The following is a 23,513-nucleotide window of genomic DNA, read 5'->3' on the forward strand; positions in this document are numbered from 1 at the left end:
ATGAAATTTATTGGACTTGTAGGATCAAACTACGATCAATCATATAACCGTAAACTCTTGGAATTCATCCGTCGTCACTTCAAACTCAAATTTGAATTAGAAGTTCTCGAAATTGATGAAGTTCCAATGTTTAACCAAGACGAAAAATGGGACGAAAGCTTCCAATTGCGTCTCTTGTATAACAGAATTACGCGTGCTGATGGTGTCATTATTGCTACTCCTGAGCACAACCACACAATCTCAGCTTCTCTTAAATCAGTTCTTGAATGGCTTTCATACGAGGTTCATCCATTTGAAAACAAACCAGTCATGATTGTGGGAGCTTCTTACTACGACCAAGGTACTTCTCGTGCCCAAGTTCACCTTCGTAAGATTCTTGACGCTCCAGGTGTCAATGCCTACACTCTTCCAGGAAATGAATTCCTTCTTGGTAAAGCTAAAGAAGCTTTTGATGTTAATGGAAATATCACGAATGAAGGAACTGTTAATTTCCTTGAAACATGCTTGGACAACTTTGTAAAATATGTGGGAGTCGTTTCAAAATTGAAAAAACCAAAACCAATTGAGCCAGAAGATTTATATTGTACAAATTCAATTGCAACTACTATCCAAGGTGTTGATCCAGATGATCCTGAATGGGTAGAAAAAGCTGCTGAACTTGTTGGAGCTGTTTCTGGAGATACTTACGTTAAATTAGACCACGGTATCTTGACAGTTAACCAACTTGACATGTTCTTGAAAGCAATGCCATTTGAATTGACATTTGCAGATGATAATAATCAATTCTTGTACTTTAATAACGCACACCAAGACCCAGATACAATGTTTGGTAAACGTGTCCGTGCTCAATCAGGAAATAGATTAGGAACAGTACACGGTACATTGCCAGATTCTAGAATGAAAAACGTTGAATGGGTTGTCGGCGTATTGCGTAATGGGGACCAAGAATATGTCCGTACAATTGTACCAGGAACACCTGAAGGTGTTATTAATACCCATAATTACCAAGCAATGTACTATCCAGATGGTTCATATGCTGGAATCAATGAAATCATCTTTAATTTCCAACCATGGCTTGACTGGTACCTTAATACAACTGGTCAACGTCTAGTTGGTGGAAATGCTGCAGCTCCTGCTGGCGGACATGGTCACGGCGATGCAGATGCTACATCTGGAGCTTCTGATGCAGGTGATGCTGGAGGCCACGGTGGTGGCGCAGACGCTACATCTGGCGCAAGTAACTAATAATAGTTTTGGGAACCATATTGGTTCCTTTTTTAGCGAAAAAAGACTAGCAGACAAAAACTGCTAGTCTTTTGGTTATTATTTTATCTATCCTTATTAAAAGAAAGAATACTTATTATGAATTTGGATCATCGAGACTACGGCCATGTAAACCTTTTTCACGTTGTACCTGACGTAGTTTCTCTGGTGTAACATCATTTCCTTCTTCATCCACAATTTTTATTCCCTCGATGTGGTGACGAACAGTGCGACGATAACCTTCGATGTACTCCTCACGTAGTTTGGCTTGTTCTACTTTTTCTTCTGGGGTCAAGCCTTCTATTTTTTTCTTTTTGGCAAGCTCGTTGATACGATCAATTTTTTTAGGATCCATGTTTCTCTCCTTTATGATAGGATTTAATCCGTTTAACAGATTTTATTTGGTATTGATTTGGTTAAAACGTGCAAGTTTAGCTGCTTTTTGAGTTAAATGAGACAAGATAGCCAAACGATTTTGACGGACAGCCTGATCTTCGGCCATAACCATGGTATTCTCAAAGAATGCATCAATGACTGGGCTAAGAGCAAAGAGTTGTTTCAATTGCTGACTGGCAGATCCTGATAAAATAAGTGATTCTACTGCTTCCGCCAAAGCTTTTTCTTGGTCATTTTCAAAAAGTGCTGAATCAACTGTTGCAACTCCTTCTACCTTTTCAGCCAAGTTAAAGGCACGAGAAAGTGATTCAACAGATGGTTTGAAGTCTTCTTCCTTGCTTGCTTCTACGAGAGCACTTGCTGCTTCCAACATATCCGCCACAACAAAGTTTGATCCTGCAAGAACGGCTTCCTTGATATCTTTTGGAGTAGAACCCATCATCTTATCAACACGAGCCTTGATAAAATCCATAACCTCTGCCTTATTTTCATAAGTCAAGCTATCAAATTTCAATGCATAAAGGCTATCTATCAGCTCGTCCATAGCAATGTGCCAACCAAAGGCATCCAAGATACGAACAACACCTTGGGTCGCACGACGAAGGGCATAAGGGTCATTAGAACCTGATGGAATCAAGCCTACTGAGAAGAAACTCAAAATCGTATCCAATTTGTCTGCAATGGCTAGAATGGCTCCAACCTTGCTCTCTGGAAGTTCTCCTTCAGCTGAAGTAGGCATGTAGTGTTCACGAATAGCAGCTGCCACCGCTGGAGTTTCACCAGCAAGAAGGGCATATTTCTCACCCATAATTCCTTGGAGCTCGTCAAATTCGCCAACCATACCTGTCAACAAGTCAAACTTGTAAATGGCTGCTGCACGAGCTAAGTCAATCGTTTCATCCGCTGACAAACCAGCTTTTTCTGCCAAGAGAATAGCAATCTGCCCCGTACGAATCATGTGTTCACGAAGGGAACCAATCTTCTCATGGAAGGTGACATTGTTTAATTTTTCAACAAGATCTGAAATCACCAATTTTTGGTCTTCACGCCAGAAGAATTCACCGTCTTCTAAGCGAGCAACTAAGACTTTTTCATTACCCTTGATGACATTTTCCAAATGCTCTGCATTTCCGTTACGGACAGAAATAAAGTTTGGCAATAGTTTACCGTCTTGATCACGAACAACAAAGTAACGTTGGTGTTCTTTCATTGAAGTCACCAAAACTTCTTCTGGAATTTCAAGGTATTTGGCATCAAAACTTCCCATAAAGGCAGTTGGATATTCAACCAAGTTCAAAACTTCATTAAGCAAGTCCGCATCAATTTCGATATGTACACCATGCTCAGTTTCGATTGCTTTGATTTGGTCAACAATCATTTGCTCACGTTCACGTGGATCTGCGATTACAAACTGTGCACGAAGATCTTCTTCATAGCTCAATGCTGACTGAATTTTGGTTTCTTTCCCCAAGAAACGATGACCACGGCTCACACGACCTCCCTTGATATCAAGGAAATCCAAATCAAACTCTTCTTCATCTAAAAGAACAGTTAAAGTATGAACAGGGCGAATGTATTCAAAGGTGTTGTTAGCCCAGTGCATGCTGACAGGGAAAGTCAAGGACTTCAAGACATCCACAACACCTGGAACAATGGCTTCAACTGCTTGACCAATTTCTTCCTTAGTGACATAGACATATTCTTCACCCTTAATTTCACGGAATTCGATATCTTCAACAGTCAAGCCTTTTCCACGGACAAATCCTTGAGCTGCTTTGGTGAAGTTCCCATCACTATCCAAGGCAATTTTCTTTGCTGGCCCCTTAAAATCTTCAGTCAAATCAGACTGTTTATCTGCAAGACCAGTCACACGAACAGCTAAACGACGTGGTGTCGAGAAGGTTTGAACAGCTTCAAAAGACAGGCGGTTTTCCTTGAGGAAGGCTGACATTTTTTCGCCTAGTTGTTTTTCACTTGGTGTGACAACATAGGCTGGTAATTCTTCAAGACCAAGTTCTACTAATAAGTTTTTTGTCATGTTTTTTCCTTTACATTTTCTTCAATCTTTTTTGATATGCACCTTAGGTACTGGGGACGTCGCTAACTAACTTTGTGAGTCTGTATGGAAATCTAATGCAAAATTGATCAAGACTTCCAACAGTCTCATTAAAGTGGATTTAGCTGACTGATTTTTGAACCTAAGGTTTCAAAAATCCCCACATAACAGTACGGCGGTGCATATCCCTCTAGCAAGCCTTCGACTTGCCTCTAACGATTTTAGAGCACAGTATTACTCACTATTCTGCGTCTTCTGCTAAGAGTTTAGCTCGTGTTGTTTCATCTAAAAGTGGGTAGCCTAGGCGTTTGCGCTCTGCCACAAAGGTTTTGGCTACAACACGGGCTAGGTTACGAATACGAGCGATATAGCCTGCGCGCTCTGTTACAGATACGGCACCACGCGCATCAAGAAGGTTAAAGGTATGTGAACATTTGAGAACATAGTCATAGGCAGGGTGCACCAAGCCTTCTTCCAAGGCACGACCAGCTTCTTTTTCAAATTTATCAAAGTTTTCCAGCAACATTTCTTGATCCGAAATTTCAAATGAATATTTTGAGTGCTCGTACTCAGGCTGGATAAAGATCTCTCCATATTTTACACCATCAGCCCATTCAATATCATAGACAGAATCTACTTCCTGAATATAAGAAGCCAAGCGCTCCAAACCATAGGTAACTTCCGCAGTCACAGGGCCAGTTGCCAATCCACCGACTTGTTGGAAATAAGTGAACTGAGTGATTTCCATCCCATCAAGCCAAACTTCCCAACCAAGACCAGCTGAACCAGTTGATGGGTTTTCCCAGTTGTCTTCAACGAAACGAATATCGTGCTCCAAAGGATTGATACCCAATTTTTCCAAAGACTCAAGGTAAAGCTCTTGGATATTTGATGGAGAAGGCTTCATGACCACTTGGAATTGGTGGTGTTGGTAAAGACGGTTAGGATTTTCCCCGTAACGACCATCAGCAGGACGACGTGATGGCTCTACATAAGCCGCATTCCATGGCTCAGGTCCGATAGCACGAAGGAAAGTGTACGGACTCATGGTTCCTGCACCTTTTTCATTGTCATAAGCCTGCATAAGCATACAACCTTGGTCATTCCAAAATTGTTGCAAAGTAAGAATGATTTCCTGGAAAGTCAATTTTTTAGACATTGTTTACTCCTTTTTCTATAAATTACTTGCGACACGAGTCTGCCTAGTCGATCTTACTAGACAAGACGAGTTAGTACTGCGTCTAGCTTAGCACTCTAGTGCTGAGCGTAGGGCAATCCGACTGTAAGGAGGTCTCTGCCACTGACGCAGTGAAATGTTAATTTCTTAGACATTGTTTACTCCTTTAGTTTTTATATTTCTTTTTCAATTAATTTCTGCTGAACAAACCAATTTAACAAGGGTAGAGTTTTATCTGTATTTGCCCATAAATGATAAGAATCGAAGACCGCTTGTACACTACCTAGATTTTCTACCAACTTATCTATTGTCAAAAAACTACGCCAGTATTCGTAAAAAATACTTGCATAGTTCTTATCATAAGTCGAAGAACCAAAATCATTCAATGAATGCCAACCATACTTCTTCTGAAAAAGTTCTACAAGAGATTGATTACAAATTTTTTCCGCTTGAAATTCCTCTTCTGTCAAGAAATACTTGCGACTAATATATTCAACCATCCCCTCTTCGAACCATATATAAGAGTCGTAACCATCAAAATCATCTAAAAAATGCTCCGACCAATGAGCTAACTCATGTCCTACAATCTGTAAGAGGAAATTTTCAGATAAAGAATGATAGTGACTTTCTATTGCTTGAGTTTGCTGAGAACACTCGTAGTCCATCAACTGATACAAATACAACTCTTTCCAAACAGCTAAATCAGGCGTCATAACCATTCGTCTATTATTTGTATAGGCTGGAACTGCACTTTCCCTAATAATCTGTGTAGCAGCATTAAAACTTGACCAAATAATGGCTTGCGGTAAATCACAGACTGCAAGTTCATTCTTTAAAAAAGATTGATAATCTTTCAACTTTTCAGTATTTCTTACTACAAAATCACGAAATGTAGCTAGTTGACTATCGTCTTTTACAAGATAAAGGTTTTCCACGTCTCTCCTTTCTTTCACATAATAGACTGAATAAGCGAAAGAACCGCGTCCGACAATCCTAGGTTGATTTAACCTAGGGGCGTCAAAAACGCGGTTCCACCCTAATTTATTACTTCATTGTTTTTGAAAATACTACAGAAAGCGCCAGCTCTTTATTTTGCCCTACTTGGCTCCCACTATCCCAAGCTCGCTTGAAGAACGCCATAAGACTTTCTTTCCTGCTGACTATTATATCAAAAATTAGAACAATGTACAATTTTTTTATGATTTTCTAGAAATCCATATCATCAACTCGTGGAGCACCAGACTGAACAGCAATTGTTTTTAAAGTTTCTCTCTCCTCATGACTCAGTTCAATTTCAAAACAATCAAGATTAGCCTGAATACGAGATGCTGTGACAGATTTCGGAAGTGGTAAAAATCCTTCTACCAAGCTCCAGGCCAAGGCTATCTGAGCAACAGACTTTCCATGATTTGCTGCGATTTCTTGGACTTCCTTACTATCAAATAGTTCTCCCTGACCAAAAGGTCCCCAAGCTTCCAATAAAATTCCTTTTTCTCTACAGTAAGCTACGACTTCCTCTTGATACACGCCTGGCGCCAAGCGGATTTGATTGACCGCTGGAAGAATTTTTGCTGTTTCAAGCAAGGCATCCAAATGATGGGGAAGGAAATTACTAACTCCAATAGCACGGATTTTTCCTTCTTGATAGAGGTCTTCCATCGCTCTCCAAACTTCTGAATTTCGGATTTTCCAGTGGTTATTTTCTCTGAGTGGTTTTGGATTTGGCCAATGAATCAAATACAGATCCAAATAATCCAAGCCCAGCTTCTCTAAAGACTCTTCAAAAGCCTGACGAGCTTGCTCATAGTTGTGATTTGTATTCCAGAGTTTGCTGGTTACAAAAATTTCCTCACGCGGAACGCCACTATCTTGAATGGCACGACCAACGCTTTCTTCGTTTTTATAGATGGCCGCAGTATCGATATGGCGATAGCCTGCCTTTAAAGCCTCTAAAACTGCTTGGTATGCAATCTCTCCATTTTCAGCTTTCCAGGTTCCAAATCCCAGTACTGGAATTGTAACACCATTGTTTAAAGTATAAGATTTCATTATTTTTCCTTTCTAAATTAGAAGAAAATCCAAAGAGCCAAATTTTCAAAGAAAACTTATCTCTTTAGATTTTGTGTATTATTGATCACGGTCGTAGTAAAGCTGGTGAGCTTTAAGACGAGAATCTAACAAATCTGGTACGGTCACAAAGTCATAGCCCTGACCTTTCAAATAGTCAATGACCTTTGGTAAAGCATTCACTGTTTCAGCATGGATATCATGCATGAGAATAATAGAACCATTCTTAACTTCACGCTGAATTTCTGTCAAAATAGATGCTTCATTCTTACTCTTCCAGTCCAGACTATCTACATCCCACATAATAAAGCTCAAATCTAAGCTATTGCGAATGTCGTCTGTAATGGCTCCATAAGGCGGACGCATGAGTTTGGAACTAGAACCCAACACTTTAGTTAGCGCATCCTCAGTATCAGTAATTTGTTTTTTAGCTTCATCAAGGGAAAGTTTTGAAAGCACTGGATGACTCCAACTATGGTTTCCAATAACATGACCATCTGCTTTCATGCGTTTCAAAATCTCTTCATTTCCAGAAACATTCTTACCTAAAACAAAGAAAGTTGCCTTGATACCATACTTAGAAAGAGTATCTAATGCTTGATTTGTCGTCGTAGGATTTGGTCCATCATCAAAAGTCAAGGCCACTACTTTACGATTTTTCTTTTCATAATAAGCCTTATATAGCTCTGCATCCTTATCTAATAAATAAGAGGACTGAATAACTTCAAAGAAACTAGATACTGGCAGGGCAATCTCGTCTAGATTTTCAACTGACTGACTTGGATAAAGGATAATCTGACTATCCTTGTAATCAAAATTCCATGCAGACAAGTCTTGGTCAGAGAAACCTTTAACAATCTGATCAATCTTTTCTTGCTCCAATTTCTTTTCCTGTAAGAAAGAGGTGATTTCTTTTAACAACTGCTCTTTAGCTTTACTAGGATCTGAAAATAATTGATTAAGTGTAAAAGGTTTACCATCTTCTGTCAAATGTACTTTTGCCAGACTAGTTTTTTCAGTCTCTTCAACTTTTGACGAAGTTAAATCATAGACTTGTTTCATCACGCTTCGGTTGACAATCCCTTTCATAGTCGAATCCTGTTTCTCCGTATAATAAAAAACCAGATTTTCCTTATCCTCTAGATTGTCTTTAATATCCTGTGTCATGATTTCTTTTACAGATGAAATCACTTGCTCCCCTTGGAGAGGATAATAGGCAATTACTTCTGCTTGTCCCTTACGAAAATGATCTTTCTGATTTCCCTCACTTAATTGATCATCTTTCTCTTTTTTGAGAGATTCAATCCTTTGTTCAAAACTTTGCTTTGTATATACTTTGTATCCAATCATTGAACCAAGGACACAAATACTTACCGAAAAGATAGCTACCAGGGCTATTAAACCGATTCTCTTTTTATCGTGCTCAACACGTTTTGCTCTACTTTTATCCATAGAGATATCATATCAAATTCAGGCTATAATTTCAATTATTTTAGAGGAAATAGTATATTAAAAAGAGGGGAACTCCCTCTTAAAATCTTATTTTACTGCTTCTTTCAAAGCATCTACCTTATCCAAACGTTCCCATGGAAGATCAATATCTGTACGTCCCATGTGTCCATAAGCCGCTGTTTGACGGTAAATTGGGCGCTTGAGGTCCAGCATTTGGATAATTCCTGCAGGGCGAAGGTCAAAGATTTGACGGACTGCTTTTTCAAGCTTGCTTTCAGCTACTGTTCCTGTACCAAAGGTATCGATACGAACAGAGACGGGTTGCGCAACACCGATAGCATAAGCTAATTGCACTTCTGCTTTCTTAGCAAGACCTGCTGCAACGATATTCTTGGCAATATAGCGAGCCGCATATGACGCAGAACGGTCCACCTTAGTCGCATCTTTACCAGAGAAGGCACCACCACCGTGACGAGAGTAGCCACCATAAGTATCCACGATAATCTTACGACCAGTCAAACCTGAGTCCCCTTGAGGTCCACCGATTACAAAACGACCAGTAGGATTGATGAAGAATTTTGTTTGCTCATCCAAGTAAGAGGCTGGAATAACCTCTTTGATAACCTTATTAATGACATCATTGTGAATTTGTTCGTTGCTGACTTCTGGATCGTGCTGAGTTGAAATAACAACTGTGTCCACACGTACTGGACGGTCATTTTCATCATACTCAACTGTAACTTGTGATTTAGCATCTGGGCGAAGATAGCTGATTTCACCAGACTTGCGAAGTTCTGCCAGACGACGAACCAATTTATGACTGAGTGAGATTGGCAATGGCATGAGCTCTTCTGTTTCATCCACTGCAAATCCAAACATGAGCCCTTGGTCACCAGCGCCAATCAAGTCAAGCGGATCTTGGTCTGCATTCCCACGAACCTCCAAGGCTTCGTTAACACCTTGAGCAATGTCAGGAGATTGTTCCACCAAAGATGGATGTACTCCTACAGTCTCTGCAGAAAATCCATACTCGGTATTGGTATAGCCAATCTCTGCAATGGTATCACGAACCACACGGTTAATATCCACATAGGCATTTGTAGAAATTTCACCAAAAACGTGAACAGAACCAGTATATACAGCTGTCTCAGCAGCAACGTGCGCTTCTGGATCCTTAGCTAAAATAGCATCCAAAATCGCATCTGAAATTTGGTCTGCAATCTTATCTGGATGCCCCTCAGATACAGATTCAGACGTGAATAATTTACGTTCTGACATAAAAATGTCCCCCCTTAAAAATAGTGTTATAGAGTTACAAAGTACTGATAGGAAAACTCTTAGTGATAACTACCTACCATCTTATCGGGACTATATAACTTTATCATTATACCATTTTTCACCGCAATTTGCAGTCTTTAATGTAGTGTTTCTGTTTAGATAGTTCGTTATCATAAATAGAAAAAGTTGGAGCTCAGTACTCCAACAATTACTATTAAAATGTTTGGCGTTTTGCTTTACGCTCTGCACGACCGCGAGCACGATTTTCAGCGCGTTTGGTTTTGCGGCGCTTTTCATCAACCGCCCATTGAATTTTCTTCTTATAACCTGGTTTGACTTTTTTCTTTTTCTTTTTAACCAAACCAATCATTTCGATATCAAGTTTATCTTGTTTTTTCTCACGGTTGGCACGACGATCACGGTCATAAGTATCCTGAAATTCCCCGTCTTTGACCATTTTAGGAGTAAACTTGATTCCCAATTTCTCCAACTCACGGATATCCGAGTCATCACTTGGCTGATAAAGGGTAATAGCAGTACCTGGTAAGCCGTTTCGTCCAGTACGACCAACTCGGTGCACAAAGAAAGACAAATCTTGCGGAATGGCATCATTGATGACATGGCTGACACCTTCAATGTCAATTCCACGCGCTGCCAAATCTGTTGCGACAATATACTCAAAATCCAGATTTTTCACCTGGTTCATGATACGTTTGCGCTCACGAGGGGCAATATCCCCATGGATTTTTGCCACCTTCAAGCCTTGAGCAGTCAGATATGAATGCAATTCATCAGCACGCGTTTTAGTATTAACAAAAATCATTGCCAAATACGGTTGCATCAACTGAGTTAACTGGTAAATTTGAGCATTCTTGTCACGTCCCTTTGTAGAAATCAACCAATTATCAATGGTATCAGAAATGACCGTTTTGGTCTTGATTTTCTCCATAACAGGATTTGACAAGTATTTTTTCAAGAATGGTTGCAGTTTTTGTGGGATAGTCGCTGAGAAGACCATGAATTGCAAGTCTTTTGGAAGGCTTCCAGCAATCTTATCAACAGTTTCCAAGAATCCCATATCCAAGGTCATATCTGCCTCATCGACCACAAAGGTCTTAGCCTTGTGAATAGCTAGGTCACCAGACTTAACTAAGTCATAAATACGGCCAGGCGTTCCGATAACAATATGAGGCTGGTTACTTGCCAATTTGTCAATCTGGCGAGCCTTATCTGTACCACCCACATAATTAACCACACGAATTTCTACCTCTGAGTGGGCTGCAATCTGACGGGCTGCTTGGTAAATTTGAGTAGCTAATTCACGGCTCGGTGCAGTAATGACTGCTTGAACACTATCGCTGGTTTCATCTAATTGCTGGAAAATCGGCAATAGGAAAGTGTGAGTCTTACCCGAACCTGTTTTTGATTCACCGACTAGGTCACGACCTGCCAAAACAATAGGAATCAACTTGTCTTGCACCTCTGTTGGAGTTGTAAATTTCAACTCCTCCAAGGCTTCTCTAATATAGTTTTTAAATTGAAATTTCGTAAATGACATAATATCCTCGATTCTATCTATCTTATCAATTATACCATATTTTATTCCATTTCAGTAGTCTCACTTATTTAGGCTATTTCCAGTAGCTTTTCTAGTCAGAAAAAGGCTGGAATGTTATAATTCCAACCTCTTTTCATACTCAATGAAAATCAAAGAGCAAACTAGGAAACTAGCCGCAGGCTGTACTTGAGTACGGCAAGGCGACGTTGACGTGGTTTGAAGAGATTTTCGAAGAGTATCAGTTATTATTTCCAGTTTAAAATAGCATTCAAGCCATAGTGATCACTAACTTGTGGACTCTTGTTACCATCAAATACGACATGTAAATTTTCCACTGTTAACTCCTTGGTAGTAAAAACATAGTCGATTCGAAGGGGTTCAGTGTTCCCTTTCCAGCCATCAATTTCTGGTGGAACGGTATAGCTACCGCTTTTCTCTTTAGCGACTTCAAAAGCGTCTTGTAAGCCTAATGGACTAGCTAAAATAGCTTGGTAACCTTCCTGACCTGCTGGATTGTTAAAATCTCCAGCTAGTAAAAGGGGCTTGTTCAATTCTTTCAATACAGCCTCAAATCGTTCCCATTCTTCTTGGAAACCTTTATCCCACCAAGAAAGGTGGACACTGGCAACTGCAATCTCCTTACCATCAACTACAGTTTCAGCCAAGGCAACACGACGAGTATGATAGTCTGTTGGATCATCCACATCTGAAACCAAAATTTCTCTTGCTTCAATATGTGTTTTAGACAAGATAGCCACACCTTCATGGTAGCGGTCATAACCAATATGGTTATAGGCCCAAGTCCAGTAGTAATCTTTCCCTTGCTCTGACAACTTTTCAACCAAAAGTCTAACATAATGGTCTTGGTGAATAGGCTCAGCTGCTGGCAAAGCTTGATAAAGGTCATTAACCTCCACCTCTGGTGAAGTAATCTCCTGATTGATTTCTTGTAAACATATCAAATCATAGTCTTTATCAAGAATATCTTCAAGCAAGAGCTGGAATTTTTCCTCAGCTTCTTTTTCCATCCAGCTATGAGTATTGAGTGTTAAAAATTTCATGCTTTTCTCCCAAAACAAGAGGTTGGAAAACAGCTTCCAACCTCAAGTGTATTACAATTCTACTTTAGCAACTGCTGTTTTAGCTGCAAGAGAACCTGTTTGTTCTAATTTAACTGATTTAATAGCTTCAGCATTTGTGAAGACAACCACTGTAGAAGTTTCACGACCTGCTGCACGGATAGCATCCAAGTCAGCTGTGACAAGAAGATCACCTGCTGCAACTTTTTGTCCTTCAGCAACATGAACTGTAAATGGTTTTCCTTCGAGACTTACTGTGTCCAAACCAATGTGAACAAGTACTTCAAGGCCTGCTTCAGTCACAAGACCAAGAGCATGTTTTGTAGGGAAGATACTTGATACAGTACCTGAAACTGGAGATACAATGTTTCCATTTGCAGGTTCTACAGCAAATCCGTCACCCATCATTTTTTGAGCAAATACTGGATCTTTTACTTGTTCCAAAGCAACAACTTGACCGTCTGCTACTGAGTAAACTTCCTCAGTAAGACCTTTGAAGTGAACAGTGTTTTGTTGTGCTTCAGTCATTTGGCTTGGAAGAGTTTCAGGAATGATTTCACCTGAATCAAGGATATCTTGGATATCAGATTTCAACACGTCAGCTTTTGGACCGTAGATAGCTTGAACCCCTTGTCCTTTCATGACAAGACCCATAGCTCCTTCTGCTTTCCATTGCTCTGCATTTCCTACTTTATCTGCATCTTTAACAGTTACACGAAGACGAGTCATACATGCATCAACATCAACGATGTTTGCACGTCCACCAAGAAGGTTGATAATGTTTACAGCTTGAGAACCTGCTGCAACTTTCACTTCACTGCTAGCTTCTTCTGAACCTTCAGCAGTTTCGTAGTTTCCGTTACGTCCTGGAGTTGCGTAGTTGAATTTTTGAATCATGAAGTTTGCGATAAAGTACATGATTACAGCAAAGAGAACAGTTACCCAAACGAAGTTAACGATATCCATACCGATACCAGCATTAATTGCTAGTGGTGTACGAGTCAAGAATTCAATTGAACCGAATGAGTGGACACGTAGGTTTACGACGTCAGCCATAGCGAAGGCAGCACCTTGAACAAGTGAGTAAACAAGATACATAGGTGTTGCTACAAACATGAACATGTATTCGATTGGTTCAGTAACCCCTGTCAAGAATGTTGCAAGAGCTGTTGCAATCATCATACCTTTGTATTTATGTTTCTTGTCAGCATCAACATTACGGTAGATAGCAACAACGACACCCATCAAGATACCGAATGAACCGATCATTTGTCCAACTTTGAAACGAGCTGGATGAACAGTATCTAACAATTGTTGGTAGTGACTTGCATCTGTACCTTTAAGGTTAACAAGGTCTGTTACCCATGCAAGCCATAGTGGGTCTTGACCAAATACTTGAGTACCTTTAGCTGCACCAGTTAAAATGTCATAAGTACCACCAAGAGCTGTGTAGTTCATTGGGATAGTCAACATATGGTGAAGACCAAATGGCAAGAGCAAACGTTCCAAAGTACCATACAAGAATGGTGCAAGGATTGGAGCAGTTTCTTGTGAGTTGGCAATCCAGATACCAAAGCTATTGATACCTGTTTGAACTACTGGCCAGAAGGCAGCAAGTAGAATTGCAGCGATTGCTGAACGAAGAATAACTACAAATGGTACGAAACGTTTCCCGTTGAAGAATGAAAGTGCATCAGGAAGTTTACGGAAGTTGTAGTATTTATTGTAAGCAGTTGCCCCTACAAAACCTGAGATAATCCCTACAAACACACCCATGTTCAATGCTGGAGCTTCAAGAACACTAATGAAGTAATCAGCAACTTTGATTGAACCACCAAAGAAAGTAGTTACCATAGCATCTGGATTTTTCAACATATCGCCTGATACACCAAAGATTGTACCAGTGATACGGTTAATCAAGATGAAGGCAAGACCAGCGGCGAAAGCACCACCAGCACGTTCTTTAGCCCAGCTTCCTCCAATTGCTAGGGCAAACAAAATGTGAAGGTTACCGATAACCCCCCAACCAATTTGCTCAAGAATTCCACCTGTAACTACAAGTGGTGCAAAAGTTGGGTTAATCATTACGATAGACTTACCGATTGAAATCATCAAACCAGCAGCCGGCATAACCGCGATAACCACCATCAAAGCCTTACCGAATTTTTGCCAAAACTCGAAAGACAAGACATTTTTGAATGTATCTTTCATCATTCAAATCTCCTTTATTTTTATTTAGGCAAACGTTTTACGAAAACGTTTGCACTTTCTATAATTCAATTATACCACTTTAATTTTTTTTGTAAAGGCTTTTATAAAAAAAATTAGACTTTTTTCTAAAATTTTTGTAGTAAAAAAGGAGATATTAAAACCTCCTCAAATATACTTCTATTTTATTTTAGATTTTCAGGAATCGGCGCATAGAAATTCCTGATCCGATTGAACCGATAAAAATTCCAATCACAAATAATAAGGCAATCATCAGTGGACTGAATACTTCTGGTGATATCATTGAAAGGTTCTGACCAACCAATGACTTATTAACCGATTGGTAAACCATTTTATAGACAATAAATACCAGAACTGATGGAAGTGTTGCTCCAAGTAAACCAATAAAGGCACCTTCAAGCAAGAAAGGTCCGCGGATATAGCCATTCTTAGCACCTACTAAACGCATGATTTGAATTTCACGGCTTCGTGAAATAATGGTGATACGTATAGTATTAGAAATCAAGAACACCGCAATGAAAATCAAGAGGCCCGCAATAACTAGTCCCCAGACACGAATAAATGAGGCTAACTTAAACAAGCGTTCTGTATTAGCACCACCATCTTGAACTTCTGACACACCTTCGATTTTTTTAGCCTCTTCTGCTACTGTCTTTACATCACTTGGTGTATTGGTATCAACGATATATGCATCATAGAGAGGATTGGCGTCACCATCAAAGATTTTCCAGTTATCCCCCATTGTCTCAGTTAATTTTTCGTATTGTTCTTCTTTACTTGAAAAAGTAACACTTTTAACGGTTGACATACCTTTTAAAGCATCATATACCTTATGGTAGTCGTTATTTGTAACAGTTTGACCTTCTTTTTCAATAGTCTCACTATTATCAGCTACGTCCTTACGAATGTATACCATTACTCGGACATTATTTTCGATATCTGTAGCTAGTTTAGCCGTATTAAAGATAACAGATGCAAATATTGCAACCAAGGTCAAAGTAATCATAACTGAACTGACAGCAGCTACTGTCATCCAGCCATTTCGTTTCAAACTTTTTAATGATTCAAATAAATGACGAAAAAATCTACTAATCATCGTATCCATATTCTCCTTTAGCTTCGTCACGAACGACACGGCCATTTTCAATGGCAATGACACGGTGGCGCAAGGTATTTACAATCTGACTGTTGTGGGTAGCCATCAAGACAGTTGTACCTTGGAGATTGATGCGTTCCAGCAAGTTCATAATTTCCCATGAATTATCTGGGTCCAAGTTTCCTGTTGGTTCGTCCGCAATCAATACTTTGGGATTATTTACAATAGCACGCGCTATCGCAATACGCTGTTGTTCTCCCCCTGAAAGTTCATTTGGGAAAGAACGAACCTTATGCTTCAATCCAACCAAGTCTAAAACTTCCATAACCCGTTTTTTGATATTACGGCGACTTTCTCCAATTACCTCCATTGCATAGGCAATATTTTCATAAACGGTTTTCTTTGGTAACAGTTTATAATCTTGGAAGACAACACCAACACTACGACGTAGGAGAGGGACATCTTTCTTTTTTATTTTAACTAGATTAAAACCAGCAACAGATAAGCTTCCTTTTTCGATTTTTACTTCGCGATACAAAGAACGAATAAAGGTTGATTTCCCAGCTCCTGACGGACCTACGATATAGGCAAATTCTCCTGGTTGAATGCTGACCGAAACACCACGTAGGGCAGTCGTTCCGTTGTCGTATTTTTTGACGACATCTCTCATTTCAATGATTGACATGTGAGTTCCTTTCTATCTTAGCTGATTCGCCACTTGAGATAAGCATCGATAAAACCATCTAGGTCTCCATCCATAACCTTATCTACCTGCGCAACTTCAAAACTAGTTCGATGATCTTTTACCATAGTATAAGGCGTGAAAACATATGAACGGATTTGGCTTCCCCATGTGATTTCCTTTTTCTCACCCTTGAGGGAATCAACTTCCGCAGCTTTCTTTTCTTGCTCCATTTGATAGAGCTTAGCCTGCAACATCTTCATGGCACGATCTCTATTTCCATACTGGGTACGATCGACCGTTGACTGGACAACAGTCCCAGTAGGAATATGTGTTAAACGCACACCTGTTGAAACTTTATTGACGTTTTGTCCACCAGCTCCACCTGAACGAAAGGTATCCATCTTGATATCATCTTCACGGATTTCCACTTCAATGGTATCATCCAATTCTGGCATTACTTCTACAGATGTGAAAGAGGTATGGCGACGTTTAGCAGAGTCAAATGGTGAAATTCGCACCAAGCGGTGAACACCCATTTCTGATTTGAGAAGACCATAGGCATTAGGTCCTTCAAATGATAAGGTTACTGACTTGATACCAGCTTCATCTCCTGCTTGGTAATCTAATACTTCCACTTTAAAGCCTTTAGCATTTCCATAGCGAGTATACATACGAAGCAACATATCACCCCAGTCCTGAGCCTCAGTACCACCGGATCCTGGATGGATTTCCAAAATCGCATTATTATGGTCATAAGGTTCTGACAAGAGCAAGGTCATCTCGTAACTGGTCATCATCTTATCAAGTTCGGATAACTGCGTTACCAATTCTTCATGAACCGACTCATCTTCAGCTAAAAAGTCTAATAAAATTTCGACTTCATCCTGCAACTCTTCCATTTTGTGGAAGGTGTTGTATGTGTTTTTTAATTCATTTAATTCTTGCGACGTTTTTTGGGCCGCGATATTATCGTTCCAAAAATCAGGTTCTGTCATCTTGTTTTCCAAGATAGCAATCTCTTCCTCTAAACCTTCGAGGTCAAAGAGACCCCCTGAAAGAAGCTAATTTTTCACGATTTGCGTCAATTTTCTGACGAATTACTGAAATGTCCATAAATACTCCTTTTTTACATTATTTCATTATAGCATATTTTATCATTTCTTTCCATCTTTTGCTCTACTCCTCTTTTCATGAAAAAAGAAGCCTTTCGGCTTCCCTTCTTATAAAACTTTCGCAGAAGTACGACTAATCTCTTCCACTTGAATATTTTCAGCTTCAAATTTTTGCTTTAATGCTATCAAATCAACTGAACCATCAATTTGAACTTCGATAATCACCTTACCATCCTTACGCGGAATATTGACTGTATGAGAGATATTCAAATTTTCTTCTACAATCAAAGAAACAATTTTTCCAAGAACGCCAACTTCGTTTTCCGTAACAAAGCGCACACGAATTCCTTCTTCACCATAACCAGCAATTTCAAGAAAGGCTTGGAAAACGTCACGGTCCGTAATAACTCCGTATACTTGATGATTATCTACGACAGGAAGAATACCAATCTTATTTTTCAACATCAGATAAGTTGCATCCTCTAGACTCGCATAGCCTGAAACAGTGACAACATCGCGAATCATGACATCTTTTACTTTTGTCTTATTTAGAAGATAATTCATCTCATAGATAGAAAGACTTGTTGCTTTTGATGGACTTGCTTGTGCAATGGTTCCCTCAGTCACCAAACCAACTAATTGATCATTTTCGATAACAGGCAAGCGGTGCAATCCTTGCTCTCTCATTAAATCTGCTGCATGAGATACTGTTGTATCTGGACTAATATAAACTACCTTGCGGGTCATAAAATCTTTAACTGCCATGAGACTTCTCCTTTTCTATTCTTATCCCTATTATACAATCTTTTTGTAAATCTATCAAACGCTTACATTTCTTTTTCAAAATTCAGAAAAGTATGAATAAGCTAGCAAAAAGAGCTCTAAAATTGAGCTCCCTGAATGAAGGGTAGATACGCTTCATTCGATTTTATTTCAATTATCAGAATCTAACCTTCCAGTGCAGATGATAATTGCTTCGCAATCTTCATCCACCGACTAAAAAGGTCCCCCGGACTATAATGAAGATTACTTCGTAATCTTCATTTGCAACCTAAACTAGTCTCTCAGACTATGCGATGATTACTTCGCAATCTCTATCTGCCGACTAAAAAGGTCCCCCGGACCTTTTTAGCCACCCAGATATGCTTTTCTGACTTCTTCTGATGAGGCGAGTTCTTTTCCTGTTCCTGAAAGTACGATTTTTCCTGTTTCCAGTACATATCCTCGGTCAGAGATTGCGAGTGCTTTATTGGCATTTTGTTCAATCAAGAGGACGGTTGTTCCTTGTTTCTGAATATCTTGAATGATATCAAAGATCTCTTGAATAAAGATTGGGGCAAGTCCCATTGATGGTTCATCTAAGAGAAGAAGTTTTGGTGTTGACATAAGAGCGCGTCCCATGGCAAGCATTTGTTGTTCCCCCCCTGAAAGAGTGGCTGCATCTTGGTTCTTCCGTTCTTCAAGACGAGGAAAGCGTGAGAAAACTTTTTTCAAGTTAGCTTGATTTTCTTCACGATTTTTCTTTAAGAAAGCTCCCATTTCTAGATTTTCCAAGACGGTCAAGCCAGGGAAGACGTGGCGTCCTTCTGGTACTTGTGAAAGGCCACCTGCTACAATTTTCTGAGCCGGCATTTTTTGGATTTCTTGACCTAAAAATTCAATCTTTCCTGAACTCGGTCTAACCAAACCAGACAAGGTACGGAGAATGGTTGTCTTACCTGCACCATTGGCACCGATAAGGGAAACTACTTCTCCTTCATTCACTTCAAAGCTTACATCACGGACTGCTTGGATCATACCGTAATGCACAGAAAGATTATCAACTTTTAACATAGACATTAGGCTTCACCTCCTAGATAAGCTTCGATAACGCGTTTATTGGTCTTAATTTCGTCTGGAGTTCCCTGAGCAATCAAACGACCATATTCAAGTACGTAGATACGTTCTGTTACTTCCATGACCAGATTCATATCGTGTTCAATCAGCATAATCGTAATCTTAAATTCATCTTTGATACGACGAATTAACTCAGTCAATTCAGCTGTTTCCTGTGGGTTCATACCTGCGGCTGGTTCATCTAAAAAGAGAATTTTAGGTTCCGTAGCGAGGGCACGAACAATTTCTAAACGACGTTGTTGTCCGTAGGCAAGATTTTTAGCAAGCGTTTCTGCATCACCATCTAAATCAAAAATTTTCAGCAATTCCAAGGCTTTAGCCTTTAATTCTTTTTCACTCTTGTAAAAAGCTGGTAAGCGTAAGAAACTAGCAAAAACATGTTGTTTGTGATGGTTGCCAAAGGCAATCAAAACATTGTCTAAAACTGTTAAATCTTTAAAAAGACGAATATTTTGGAAAGTACGTCCAAGTCCCAGAGAAGCAATCTTATAAGGTGACTTTCCATTCAAAAGGTGACCATCAAGGGTAACCGTTCCCTCACTTGGCTCATAAACACCCGTCAAAAGGTTGAAAAGGGTGGTTTTACCAGCTCCATTTGGACCGATTAGTCCAACCAGTTCCCCTTCGTTCAATTCAAGAGTCACATCTCCAACAGCTGTTAGACCGCCAAAATGTTTGGTTAACTGTTTTACTTCAAGTAATGCCATTAGTTTTGTTCCTCCTTTTTAGATTTTTTAAAGAAACGTGATAGGCTTAATTCCCATGTTCCAAGAAGTCCACCAGGTCTGAAAATCATTACCAATACCAAGGCCAAAGCGTAGATAATCATACGCACGCTAGCAACATCTTGGAGAAGCATATTCAAAATTCCAAGGACAATAGCTGAAACGATTGCACCTGTAATTGAACCAAGTCCACCAAATACAACAATGATCAATACGTTGATTGAGTTGATGAAAGTGTAATCTTTCGGTACAACTGAACCGATAAATCCTGCCTGAAGTGACCCTGCAATACTTGCAGTAATAGCACCAAAGACAAAGGCGATGATTTTAATTTTAGTCGTATTAACCCCAACTGACTCAGCAGCGATTTCATCCTCACGAACGGAAAGGGTTGAACGACCAATTGGACTACGCAAGAAGTTCAAGGTTGCAATGGTTGTAATCACGACAAAGAAGTAAACCATTTGCCAAGTTGTAAAGTTAGGAATTCCCAAGATACCTGCTGCACCATTTGTAAGGCTTCCACCATTGATGATAAAGATACGGATAATTTCAGAAACCCCAAGAGTCGCTACCGCAAGATAATCCCCCTTCAAGCGCAAGGTTGGAATTCCGACAAGTAAGGCAACTGCTCCTGAAAGCAAAGCACCTATCAGCATGGCTCCAAAGAAGGCACCGTAGGTTGGTGATTTAGAACCAATAATAGCTGCTGCATAGGCACCAATCGCCATGAAACCAGCATGACCAAGTGAAAATTGTCCTGAAAAACCAACGATTAAGTTGAGACCAACAGCCAAAATAATATTAATTCCAATTTGTTGTAAAATCTGTACATAGAATAGGTTGAGTACCCCAACTGAAACCAGTACACTAATCAAGCCATAGCCAGCTAACAAAAGGAGTAACCATAGAATATTAACTTTTAAATTTTCCTTCATCGTTTACACCTTCTCTTTCACATTTTTACCAAGGATACCAGCTGGGCGAACAATCAAGATCAACAACAAAATTCCATAAACAATGGCATCACGGAAGTCTGACATTCCAAAGGCTGTCGCAAAGGTTTCCAATAGACCAATCACAAAACCACCAAGAGCCGCACCAGGAATGATTCCGATACCACCAAGTACAGCGGCAACGAAAGACTTAAGACCTGGAGTAACCCCCATCAAAGGCTCAAGAGAGTTATAATAGAGGGCAATCAGAACACCAGCCGCACCCGCAAGAGCTGAACCCAAAGCGAAGGTAAAGCTGATAGTACGGTTTACATTGATCCCCATCAATTGCGCCGCATCGCTATCTACGGATACCGCACGCATGGCTTTCCCCATCTTAGTCTTTTGGACAATGACTTGTAACAAAATCATCAAAATCAAAGAAATGGCCAAAATCATTAACTGCACGTTTGTTAGGCTAACTGGTCCCAAATCATAGCGAACTGTTTGAATCGCTTGAGGGAAGGCACGAGTATTGGCACCAACCAGATAGACCATGCCATACTCCAATAGGAAAGAAACCCCAATAGCTGTAATCAAAACAGCAATACGAGTAGAATGACGCAAAGGTCGGTAAGCAAGGAACTCAATCACGACACCAAGAATGGCTGTCGCTAACATAGCTACAATAAGCGCTACAAAAAAATTCATTTGGAAAGAATTAATCAAGAAATAACCGATAAAGGCTCCCATCATATAAATATCACCGTGGGCGAAGTTGATGAGCTTGATAATTCCGTAAACCATGGTATATCCTAGGGCTAATAGCGCGTAAACACTACCTAGAATCAAACCATTTACTAGTTGTTGGAGCATAAGATTCACTCTTTCTATTTATAATTTGGAGGGTTTTCCCTCACTTTTTGATAGGTTCTTAAACACCGAAACAGGGAGTGAGTCAGAGGCTCATTCCCTATTTCAACATTTTTCGATTATGGTTTTACAACTTCTGCTGCTTCAACCTTACCATTGTTCATGGTCATCATGTAAGCAGTTTTGACTGTGTTGTGGTCTGCATCGAAGCTTGTTTGACCAGTTACACCTTCAAAGTCTTTTGTTTTAGCAAGGTTATCCTTGATTTCACCTGAGTTTTTAGCACCTTTTGCTGCATTTGCTACAAGGTGAACTGAGTCATAAGCCAAGGCTGCAAATGTTGAAGGCTCTTCATTGTACTTAGCACGGTATGCGTCAAGGAAGGCTTTTGCTTTAGCTGAAACTTCTACAGTAGTTGAGAAGCCTGAGATAAAGTAGATGTTTGATGCTTTTTCAGCAGTTGCTTGTTGTACAAACTCTTCACCGTTGAATCCATCACCACCAACGATTGGTTTGTCAATTCCCATACCACGCGCTTGGTTTACAATTTTACCAGCTTCAGTGTAGTAACCAGGAACAACGATCGCATCAAAGTCTTTCCCTTTCATTTTTGTAAGGGCTGCTTGGAAGTCTGTGTCACCTGCTACGAAAGTTTCATCTGCAACGATTTCACCTTTATAAGCTTCACGGAAGGCTTTGGCAATACCTTTAGCATAGTCGCTGGCATTGTCAGTGTAAAGAACAACTTTCTTAGCTTTCAATTTATCAGAAACATAGTTTGAGATAATTTTTCCTTGGAAGCTATCTTGGAAAGTTCCGATAAAGAGGTAATCTTGACCTTTAGTCAATCCATCTTGAGTCGCACTTGGTGAGATCAACGGAACACCTGCTTTTGTAGCGTTCGCTACCGCAGCTGCAGTTGCACCAGATGTCGCAGGTCCTACGATTGCTGATACCTTAGATTGAGTTACAAGGTTAGTTGTTACTGAAGCAGCCTCAGCTGTTTCAGATTTGTTATCTTTATCGACTACTTCGATTTGTTTTCCATCGATACCACCTGCAGCATTGATTTCATCAACAGCAAGTTGGGCACCTTTTTGTTCAGATGTACCGTAGGCTGCTACGGCACCAGTTTCCTCGAAGTTAAATCCGATTTTGATTGTCTTTTCATCTACTGAGTTACCAGCAGCGTTTGACGCTCCAGACTTCACTTCTCCACAGGCTGCAAGAAGTGCTACACTTGCAAGCGCCACAAACGATAGGGCAAATTTTTTCTTCATCTTTTTTGTCTCCTTATTTCTTAAATAAATAGCATGTTAAGAATATACCGAATTATCAGAAAATTGTCAACACTTTTCTTAAACTTTTTCAATGATAACGTTTTCCTCTCGATAAAGATTGCCCACAAAGGGTGTTTCCAGCTCTTGGATATGACAAACTCTGACTTTTTTTATAAATTTTTCCTTGCTCAAGCGCCCGAACAATTGCTCCACTTCTTGAGTTGGAACATAAAGCTGTAAGTAACGATGTTTCTTGGAATGATAGGTAATATCTCCATAATCCTGCAGTTTTTTGGCATCACGATTATAGTAAAGATAGATAATCAAGCCAGATCGATTGACTTTTTCAAACATGG

21 protein-coding genes are annotated in these 23,513 nt (G+C 39.8%); 1 reads left to right on the plus strand and 20 read right to left on the minus strand.

Annotated elements, in window-relative coordinates; all coding sequences use genetic code 11:
• Window positions 1-1,245 carry an NAD(P)H-dependent oxidoreductase gene (locus B7700_RS02120; protein ID WP_084886822.1) on the plus strand — a complete coding sequence of 415 codons (1,245 nt, stop codon included), beginning with the start codon at window positions 1-3 and terminating at the stop codon, window positions 1,243-1,245.
• A gap of 115 nt (window positions 1,246-1,360) precedes the next feature.
• Here B7700_RS02120 and B7700_RS02125 read toward each other — a convergent pair whose 3' ends face one another.
• The 20 genes from B7700_RS02125 to B7700_RS02230 all read right to left on the minus strand — a co-directional run bounded on the left by B7700_RS02125 (window position 1,361) and on the right by B7700_RS02230 (window position 23,511).
• Window positions 1,361-1,618: a DUF896 family protein gene (locus B7700_RS02125; protein WP_020903505.1), complete on the minus strand. Its 258-nt coding sequence runs from the start codon at window positions 1,616-1,618 to the stop codon at window positions 1,361-1,363.
• A gap of 42 nt (window positions 1,619-1,660) precedes the next feature.
• Window positions 1,661-3,697, minus strand: coding sequence for a glycine--tRNA ligase subunit beta (gene glyS, locus B7700_RS02130; RefSeq protein WP_084886824.1), 2,037 nt, complete (start codon window positions 3,695-3,697; stop codon window positions 1,661-1,663).
• A 259-nt stretch (window positions 3,698-3,956) separates the two neighbouring features.
• Window positions 3,957-4,874 (minus strand): glycine--tRNA ligase subunit alpha, encoded by a 918-nt coding sequence (gene glyQ, locus B7700_RS02135; protein ID WP_084886826.1) that lies wholly within the window; start codon window positions 4,872-4,874, stop codon window positions 3,957-3,959.
• 191 nt (window positions 4,875-5,065) lie between these two features.
• Entirely contained in the window at window positions 5,066-5,827 is a 762-nt protein-coding gene (locus B7700_RS02140; protein ID WP_084886828.1) for an elongation factor Tu, read from the minus strand.
• A 271-nt stretch (window positions 5,828-6,098) separates the two neighbouring features.
• Complete coding sequence (locus B7700_RS02145) at window positions 6,099-6,941, minus strand: aldo/keto reductase (protein ID WP_084886830.1); 843 nt, start codon at window positions 6,939-6,941, stop codon at window positions 6,099-6,101.
• Window positions 6,942-7,019: 78 nt separating this feature from the next.
• Entirely contained in the window at window positions 7,020-8,411 is a 1,392-nt protein-coding gene (gene pgdA / locus B7700_RS02150; RefSeq protein ID WP_084886832.1) for a peptidoglycan-N-acetylglucosamine deacetylase PgdA, read from the minus strand.
• Between the two features lie 87 nt (window positions 8,412-8,498).
• The gene (gene metK, locus B7700_RS02155) at window positions 8,499-9,689 is read right to left on the minus strand and encodes a methionine adenosyltransferase (protein WP_084886834.1); all 1,191 of its coding nucleotides are present in this window, start codon (window positions 9,687-9,689) and stop codon (window positions 8,499-8,501) included.
• Window positions 9,690-9,903: 214 nt separating this feature from the next.
• Entirely contained in the window at window positions 9,904-11,247 is a 1,344-nt protein-coding gene (locus B7700_RS02160; RefSeq protein ID WP_084886837.1) for a DEAD/DEAH box helicase, read from the minus strand.
• 245 nt (window positions 11,248-11,492) lie between these two features.
• Window positions 11,493-12,308 (minus strand): endonuclease/exonuclease/phosphatase family protein, encoded by an 816-nt coding sequence (locus B7700_RS02170; RefSeq protein WP_084886839.1) that lies wholly within the window; start codon window positions 12,306-12,308, stop codon window positions 11,493-11,495.
• A gap of 51 nt (window positions 12,309-12,359) precedes the next feature.
• A complete protein-coding gene (locus B7700_RS02175; RefSeq protein ID WP_084886841.1) occupies window positions 12,360-14,540 on the minus strand; it encodes a PTS transporter subunit IIBC in 2,181 nt (726 codons plus the stop codon).
• A gap of 184 nt (window positions 14,541-14,724) precedes the next feature.
• On the minus strand, window positions 14,725-15,651 hold the full coding sequence (gene ftsX, locus B7700_RS02180) for a permease-like cell division protein FtsX (RefSeq protein ID WP_084886982.1): 927 nt from the start codon (window positions 15,649-15,651) through the stop codon (window positions 14,725-14,727).
• A complete protein-coding gene (ftsE, locus tag B7700_RS02185; RefSeq protein WP_000022260.1) occupies window positions 15,644-16,336 on the minus strand; it encodes a cell division ATP-binding protein FtsE in 693 nt (230 codons plus the stop codon). The genes ftsX and ftsE overlap by 8 nt, the downstream gene beginning before the upstream one ends.
• Before the next feature lie 17 nt (window positions 16,337-16,353).
• Window positions 16,354-17,449, minus strand: a protein-coding gene (gene prfB / locus B7700_RS02190; protein ID WP_142358595.1) for a peptide chain release factor 2 whose coding sequence is annotated in 2 segments (ribosomal slippage) — window positions 16,354-17,376 and window positions 17,378-17,449 — 1,095 coding nt in all. Because the reading frame shifts where the segments join, the coding sequence is not laid out codon by codon here.
• Window positions 17,450-17,556: 107 nt separating this feature from the next.
• A complete protein-coding gene (locus B7700_RS02200) occupies window positions 17,557-18,213 on the minus strand; it encodes a CBS domain-containing protein (RefSeq protein ID WP_084886845.1) in 657 nt (218 codons plus the stop codon).
• A gap of 363 nt (window positions 18,214-18,576) precedes the next feature.
• The gene (locus tag B7700_RS02205) at window positions 18,577-19,287 is read right to left on the minus strand and encodes an ABC transporter ATP-binding protein (RefSeq protein ID WP_049497486.1); all 711 of its coding nucleotides are present in this window, start codon (window positions 19,285-19,287) and stop codon (window positions 18,577-18,579) included.
• Entirely contained in the window at window positions 19,287-20,051 is a 765-nt protein-coding gene (locus B7700_RS02210; RefSeq protein ID WP_001185997.1) for an ABC transporter ATP-binding protein, read from the minus strand. The genes B7700_RS02205 and B7700_RS02210 overlap by 1 nt, the downstream gene beginning before the upstream one ends.
• Window positions 20,051-21,007: a branched-chain amino acid ABC transporter permease gene (locus tag B7700_RS02215; protein ID WP_000662286.1), complete on the minus strand. Its 957-nt coding sequence runs from the start codon at window positions 21,005-21,007 to the stop codon at window positions 20,051-20,053. The genes B7700_RS02210 and B7700_RS02215 overlap by 1 nt, the downstream gene beginning before the upstream one ends.
• A 3-nt stretch (window positions 21,008-21,010) precedes the next feature.
• Window positions 21,011-21,880 carry a branched-chain amino acid ABC transporter permease gene (locus tag B7700_RS02220; protein ID WP_000941427.1) on the minus strand — a complete coding sequence of 290 codons (870 nt, stop codon included), beginning with the start codon at window positions 21,878-21,880 and terminating at the stop codon, window positions 21,011-21,013.
• Window positions 21,881-21,996: 116 nt separating this feature from the next.
• Window positions 21,997-23,157, minus strand: a complete 1,161-nt coding sequence (locus B7700_RS02225; protein WP_084886847.1) for an ABC transporter substrate-binding protein — start codon at window positions 23,155-23,157, stop codon at window positions 21,997-21,999.
• A 78-nt stretch (window positions 23,158-23,235) separates the two neighbouring features.
• Window positions 23,236-23,511: a YlbG family protein gene (locus tag B7700_RS02230; protein WP_084886849.1), complete on the minus strand. Its 276-nt coding sequence runs from the start codon at window positions 23,509-23,511 to the stop codon at window positions 23,236-23,238.
• Window positions 23,512-23,513 lie beyond the last annotated feature (2 nt).

This window comes from Streptococcus mitis, assembly GCF_002096755.1.
GTDB classification, from domain to species: Bacteria; Bacillota; Bacilli; order Lactobacillales; family Streptococcaceae; genus Streptococcus; species Streptococcus mitis_AC.

Coding starts and splice junctions, on each gene's coding strand:
- B7700_RS02210 (WP_001185997.1), bottom strand. CDS start 20,051: ATGGCATTACTTGAAGTAAAACAGTTAACCAAACATTTTGGCGGTCTA.
- B7700_RS02170 (WP_084886839.1), bottom strand. CDS start 12,308: ATGAAATTTTTAACACTCAATACTCATAGCTGGATGGAAAAAGAAGCT.
- glyS (WP_084886824.1), bottom strand. CDS start 3,697: ATGACAAAAAACTTATTAGTAGAACTTGGTCTTGAAGAATTACCAGCC.
- B7700_RS02120 (WP_084886822.1), top strand. CDS start 1: ATGAAATTTATTGGACTTGTAGGATCAAACTACGATCAATCATATAAC.
- ftsX (WP_084886982.1), bottom strand. CDS start 15,651: ATGATTAGTAGATTTTTTCGTCATTTATTTGAATCATTAAAAAGTTTG.
- B7700_RS02145 (WP_084886830.1), bottom strand. CDS start 6,941: ATGAAATCTTATACTTTAAACAATGGTGTTACAATTCCAGTACTGGGA.
- B7700_RS02125 (WP_020903505.1), bottom strand. CDS start 1,618: ATGGATCCTAAAAAAATTGATCGTATCAACGAGCTTGCCAAAAAGAAA.
- B7700_RS02215 (WP_000662286.1), bottom strand. CDS start 21,007: ATGAAGGAAAATTTAAAAGTTAATATTCTATGGTTACTCCTTTTGTTA.
- pgdA (WP_084886832.1), bottom strand. CDS start 8,411: ATGGATAAAAGTAGAGCAAAACGTGTTGAGCACGATAAAAAGAGAATC.
- B7700_RS02205 (WP_049497486.1), bottom strand. CDS start 19,287: ATGTCTATGTTAAAAGTTGATAATCTTTCTGTGCATTACGGTATGATC.
- B7700_RS02220 (WP_000941427.1), bottom strand. CDS start 21,880: ATGCTCCAACAACTAGTAAATGGTTTGATTCTAGGTAGTGTTTACGCG.
- B7700_RS02225 (WP_084886847.1), bottom strand. CDS start 23,157: ATGAAGAAAAAATTTGCCCTATCGTTTGTGGCGCTTGCAAGTGTAGCA.
- metK (WP_084886834.1), bottom strand. CDS start 9,689: ATGTCAGAACGTAAATTATTCACGTCTGAATCTGTATCTGAGGGGCAT.
- glyQ (WP_084886826.1), bottom strand. CDS start 4,874: ATGTCTAAAAAATTGACTTTCCAGGAAATCATTCTTACTTTGCAACAA.
- B7700_RS02200 (WP_084886845.1), bottom strand. CDS start 18,213: ATGGCAGTTAAAGATTTTATGACCCGCAAGGTAGTTTATATTAGTCCA.
- B7700_RS02175 (WP_084886841.1), bottom strand. CDS start 14,540: ATGATGAAAGATACATTCAAAAATGTCTTGTCTTTCGAGTTTTGGCAA.
- ftsE (WP_000022260.1), bottom strand. CDS start 16,336: ATGTCAATCATTGAAATGAGAGATGTCGTCAAAAAATACGACAACGGA.
- B7700_RS02160 (WP_084886837.1), bottom strand. CDS start 11,247: ATGTCATTTACGAAATTTCAATTTAAAAACTATATTAGAGAAGCCTTG.
- B7700_RS02230 (WP_084886849.1), bottom strand. CDS start 23,511: ATGTTTGAAAAAGTCAATCGATCTGGCTTGATTATCTATCTTTACTAT.